At 55.6% G+C, this 5,214-nt stretch carries 2 tRNA genes and 3 rRNA genes; all 5 read right to left on the bottom strand.

What is annotated here, in order from left to right:
- Position 1: 1 nt before the first annotated feature.
- A 5S ribosomal RNA gene (rrf, locus tag ACUY1T_RS21875) occupies positions 2-117 on the bottom strand.
- Positions 118-224: 107 nt separating this feature from the next.
- Positions 225-3,204: ribosomal RNA gene (locus tag ACUY1T_RS21870) — 23S ribosomal RNA — on the bottom strand.
- Between the two features lie 224 nt (positions 3,205-3,428).
- Positions 3,429-3,504, bottom strand: a tRNA-Ala gene (locus ACUY1T_RS21865).
- Between the two features lie 117 nt (positions 3,505-3,621).
- Positions 3,622-3,698: transfer RNA gene (locus tag ACUY1T_RS21860), tRNA-Ile, on the bottom strand.
- A 96-nt stretch (positions 3,699-3,794) separates the two neighbouring features.
- A 16S ribosomal RNA gene (locus tag ACUY1T_RS21855) occupies positions 3,795-5,214 on the bottom strand; the annotation flags it as partial.

The following is a 5,214-nucleotide window of genomic DNA, read 5'->3' as shown; positions in this document are numbered from 1 at the left end:
TGCCTGACGATGACCTACTCTCGCATGGGGAGGCCCCACACTACCATCGGCGCTGAGCGGTTTCACTGCTGAGTTCGGCATGGGATCAGGTGGTTCCCACTCGCTATGGTCGTCAGGCGAAAACGGTTGGAATCATGCTGGCGTGATCGTCTCTGCCTGGCCTTCTTGGCTCAGGCGGCGTATCCGTCAATCGTGTGCGCAATGCGCAGACCCCTTGGGGTTATATGGTCAAGCCTCACGGGCCATTAGTACCGGTTAGCTCAACGCCTTGCAGCGCTTCCACACCCGGCCTATCAACCAGCTGGTCTCGCTGGGCCCTTCAGGAGGCTCGAGGCCTCGGGGATGTCTCATCTTGAAGGGGGCTTCCCGCTTAGATGCCTTCAGCGGTTATCCCGTCCGCACGTAGCTACCCGGCAATGCCACTGGCGTGACAACCGGAACACCAGAGGTGCGTCCACTCCGGTCCTCTCGTACTAGGAGCAGCTCTTCTCAAACATCCAACGCCCACGGCAGATAGGGACCGAACTGTCTCACGACGTTCTAAACCCAGCTCGCGTACCACTTTAAATGGCGAACAGCCATACCCTTGGGACCGACTTCAGCCCCAGGATGTGATGAGCCGACATCGAGGTGCCAAACACCGCCGTCGATGTGAACTCTTGGGCGGTATCAGCCTGTTATCCCCGGAGTACCTTTTATCCGTTGAGCGATGGCCCTTCCATACAGAACCACCGGATCACTAGAACCTACTTTCGTACCTGCTCGACGTGTCTGTCTCGCAGTCAAGCACCCTTATGCTCTTGCACTCAATGCACGATTTCCGACCGTGCTGAGGGTACCTTCGTGCTCCTCCGTTACTCTTTGGGAGGAGACCGCCCCAGTCAAACTACCCACCACACACTGTCCTCGATCCGGATCACGGACCTGAGTTAGAACGCCAATGATGCCAGGCTGGTATTTCAAGGTTGGCTCCGCCCGAACTGGCGTCCGGGGTTCCTAGCCTCCCAGCTATCCTACACAAGCAACATCAGCGTCCAGTGTGAAGCTATAGTAAAGGTTCACGGGGTCTTTCCGTCTAGCCGCGGGTACACAGCATCTTCACTGCGATTTCAATTTCACTGAGTCTCGGGTGGAGACAGCGTGGCCATCATTACGCCATTCGTGCAGGTCGGAACTTACCCGACAAGGAATTTCGCTACCTTAGGACCGTTATAGTTACGGCCGCCGTTTACCGGGGCTTCGATCAAGAGCTTCGCCCGAGGGCTAACACCATCACTTAACCTTCCGGCACCGGGCAGGCGTCACACCCTATACGTCCGCTTGCGCGTTTGCAGAGTGCTGTGTTTTTAATAAACAGTTGCAGCCACCTGGTATCTTCGACCGGTTCGAGCTCCAGCAGCAAGTGCCTTCACCCTACGCCGGCGTGCCTTCTCCCGAAGTTACGGCACCATTTTGCCTAGTTCCTTCACCCGAGTTCTCTCAAGCGCCTTGGTATTCTCTACCTGACCACCTGTGTCGGTTTGGGGTACGGTCCCACTGTATCTGAAGCTTAGAGGCTTTTCCTGGAAGCGTGGCATCGATGACTTCGGCACCGTAGTGCCTTCGTCTCGCCTCTCGGCCTTGGGGATCCGGATTTGCCTGAACCCCCAGCCTACGGGCTTTCACCAGGACAACCAACGCCTGGCCCACCTAGCCTTCTTCGTCCCCCCATCGCAATACAGTGAGGTACGGGAATATTGACCCGTTTCCCATCGACTACGCCTTTCGGCCTCGCCTTAGGGGCCGACTCACTCTGCTCCGATTAGCGTCGAACAGAAACCCTTGGTCTTCCGGCGGGGGAGTTTTTCACTCCCCTTGTCGTTACTCATGTCAGCATTCGCACTCGTGATACCTCCAGCAGACTTCTCAATCCACCTTCATCGGCTTACACGACGCTCCTCTACCGCGAGCCTGCATCCTTGATACCACTCTCTCCATCCGACTCAACGTTCGGGATGGCTTGGACGTCGCCTCGCGACGCCAATCGAATAGCATCAAGTGATGCATGCTCACCCGTAGCTTCGGTACCTGGTTTAGCCCCGTTACATCTTCCGCGCAGGCCGACTCGACTAGTGAGCTATTACGCTTTCTTTAAAGGATGGCTGCTTCTAAGCCAACCTCCTAGCTGTCTGAGCCTTCCCACATCGTTTCCCACTTAACCAGGATTTCGGGACCTTAGCTGACGGTCTGGGTTGTTTCCCTTTTCACGACGGACGTTAGCACCCGCCGTGTGTCTCCCACGCTGGCACTCACCGGTATTCGGAGTTTGCCTCGGGTTGGTAAGTCGGGATGACCCCCTAGCCGAAACAGTGCTCTACCCCCGGTGGTGATACGTGAGGCGCTACCTAAATAGCTTTCGAGGAGAACCAGCTATCTCCGGGCTTGATTAGCCTTTCACTCCGATCCACAAGTCATCCAAATCTTTTTCAACAGATCCTGGTTCGGTCCTCCAGTTGATGTTACTCAACCTTCAACCTGCTCATGGATAGATCGCCCGGTTTCGGGTCTATTCCCAGCGACTGGTCGCCCAGTTAAGACTCGGTTTCCCTACGCCTCCCCTATTCGGTTAAGCTCGCCACTGAAAATAAGTCGCTGACCCATTATACAAAAGGTACGCGGTCACAGAACGAGTCTGCTCCCACTGCTTGTACGCATACGGTTTCAGGATCTATTTCACTCCCCTCGCCGGGGTTCTTTTCGCCTTTCCCTCACGGTACTGGTTCACTATCGGTCAGCCAGGAGTATTTAGCCTTGGAGGATGGTCCCCCCATGTTCAGTCAAGGTTTCACGTGCCCCGACCTACTCGATTTCACATGCTCAGGTTTTCGGCTACGGGACTATCACCCGCTATGGTCGAGCTTCCCAGCTCGTTCGCCTAACCAGTCACATGCTTAAGGGCTAGTCCCCGTTCGCTCGCCGCTACTGGGGGAATCTCGGTTGATTTCTTTTCCTCGGGGTACTTAGATGTTTCAGTTCCCCCGGTTCGCCTCCCAACACCTATGGATTCAGTGTGGGATACCCAGCTTGTGCTGGGTGGGTTTCCCCATTCGGAAATGCCCGGGTCACAGGTTGTTTGCCACCTCACCGAGCCTTATCGCAGGCTACAACGTCCTTCATCGCCTCTGGCTGCCAAGGCATCCACCGTATGCGCTTAATCGCTTGACCATATAACCCGAAAGGGTCTGATCTACGATTACGTACGACAATTGCCGGATACGCTTGAGACGTATCACTTTGTTCTTTCCTTGCGGAAAGAACTGTCAGCATGATTCACATTGTTAAAGAGCAGACTGTCAATCGACAGTCATAAACCCGACATCGCACGGTGCGATGATGGCTTATGACTGCAGATCCGATCAGGTAGACTGTGGGTGATGCATCAGGAAGTTTGGTGGAGCCAAGCGGGATCGAACCGCTGACCTCCTGCGTGCAAGGCAGGCGCTCTCCCAGCTGAGCTATGGCCCCTTTCGACATCTCTTTGTGGCAAAACCACGCGAAATGTAATTTGTGTGAGACTAGGCGAAAGACGACGACGTATAGCCTGCTATACGAGGAGTCTTTCAACGACGTATCACGCAAATTTGGTGGGTCTGGGCAGATTTGAACTGCCGACCTCACCCTTATCAGGGGTGCGCTCTAACCAACTGAGCTACAGACCCGGCTAACAACCACTGGGTCGGCGACCCAAACAGTCTTTGCTCTGGCCGATCAGGTAATTCATTGTGAGCACTTGCCGCGAGGCGTGATACGTCGTTTAAGGAGGTGATCCAGCCGCAGGTTCCCCTACGGCTACCTTGTTACGACTTCACCCCAGTCATGAACCACACCGTGGTGATCGCCCTCCCGAAGGTTAGGCTAACCACTTCTGGTGCAGTCCACTCCCATGGTGTGACGGGCGGTGTGTACAAGGCCCGGGAACGTATTCACCGTGACATTCTGATTCACGATTACTAGCGATTCCGACTTCACGGAGTCGAGTTGCAGACTCCGATCCGGACTGAGATCGGCTTTCTGGGATTAGCTTACTTTCGCAAGTTCGCAACCCTTTGTACCGACCATTGTAGCACGTGTGTAGCCCTACCCGTAAGGGCCATGATGACTTGACGTCGTCCCCACCTTCCTCCGGTTTGTCACCGGCAGTCTCCCTAGAGTTCCCGACCGAATCGCTGGCAAATAGGGACAAGGGTTGCGCTCGTTACGGGACTTAACCCAACATTTCACAACACGAGCTGACGACAGCCATGCAGCACCTGTCTCTGCGTTCCCGAAGGCACCCCTTCGTCTCCGAAGGGTTCGCAGGATGTCAAGGGTAGGTAAGGTTCTTCGCGTTGCATCGAATTAAACCACATGCTCCACCGCTTGTGCGGGCCCCCGTCAATTCATTTGAGTTTTAACCTTGCGGCCGTACTCCCCAGGCGGTCGACTTATCGCGTTAACTGCGCCACAAAGTCCGCGAAGGACCCAACGGCTAGTCGACATCGTTTACGGCGTGGACTACCAGGGTATCTAATCCTGTTTGCTACCCACGCTTTCGCACCTCAGTGTCAGTGTCAGTCCAGAAGGCCGCCTTCGCCACTGGTATTCCTCCCGATCTCTACGCATTTCACCGCTACACCGGGAATTCTACCTTCCTCTCCTGCACTCTAGCCTGACAGTTCCGGATGCCGTTCCCAGGTTGAGCCCGGGGCTTTCACAACCGGCTTATCAAGCCACCTACGCGCGCTTTACGCCCAGTAATTCCGATTAACGCTCGCACCCTCCGTATTACCGCGGCTGCTGGCACGGAGTTAGCCGGTGCTTCTTCTGTGGGTGATGTCCTTCCTCCCGGGTATTGGCCGGAAGGCTTTCTTCCCCACTGAAAGTGCTTTACAACCCGAGGGCCTTCTTCACACACGCGGCATGGCTGGATCAGGCTTGCGCCCATTGTCCAATATTCCCCACTGCTGCCTCCCGTAGGAGTTCGGGCCGTGTCTCAGTCCCGATGTGGCTGATCATCCTCTCAGACCAGCTACGGATCGTCGCCTTGGTGAGCCATTACCTCACCAACCAGCTAATCCGACATAGGCTCATCCGATAGCGCAAGGCCCGAAGGTCCCCTGCTTTCTCCCGTAGGACGTATGCGGTATTAGCCTGGGTTTCCCCAGGTTATCCCCCACTACCGGGCAGATTCCTATG

Source organism: Billgrantia sp. Q4P2 (assembly GCF_052806135.1).
The sequence above is the reverse complement of the archived record's forward strand: the minus strand, read 5'-3'. Positions and strand labels throughout refer to the sequence as shown.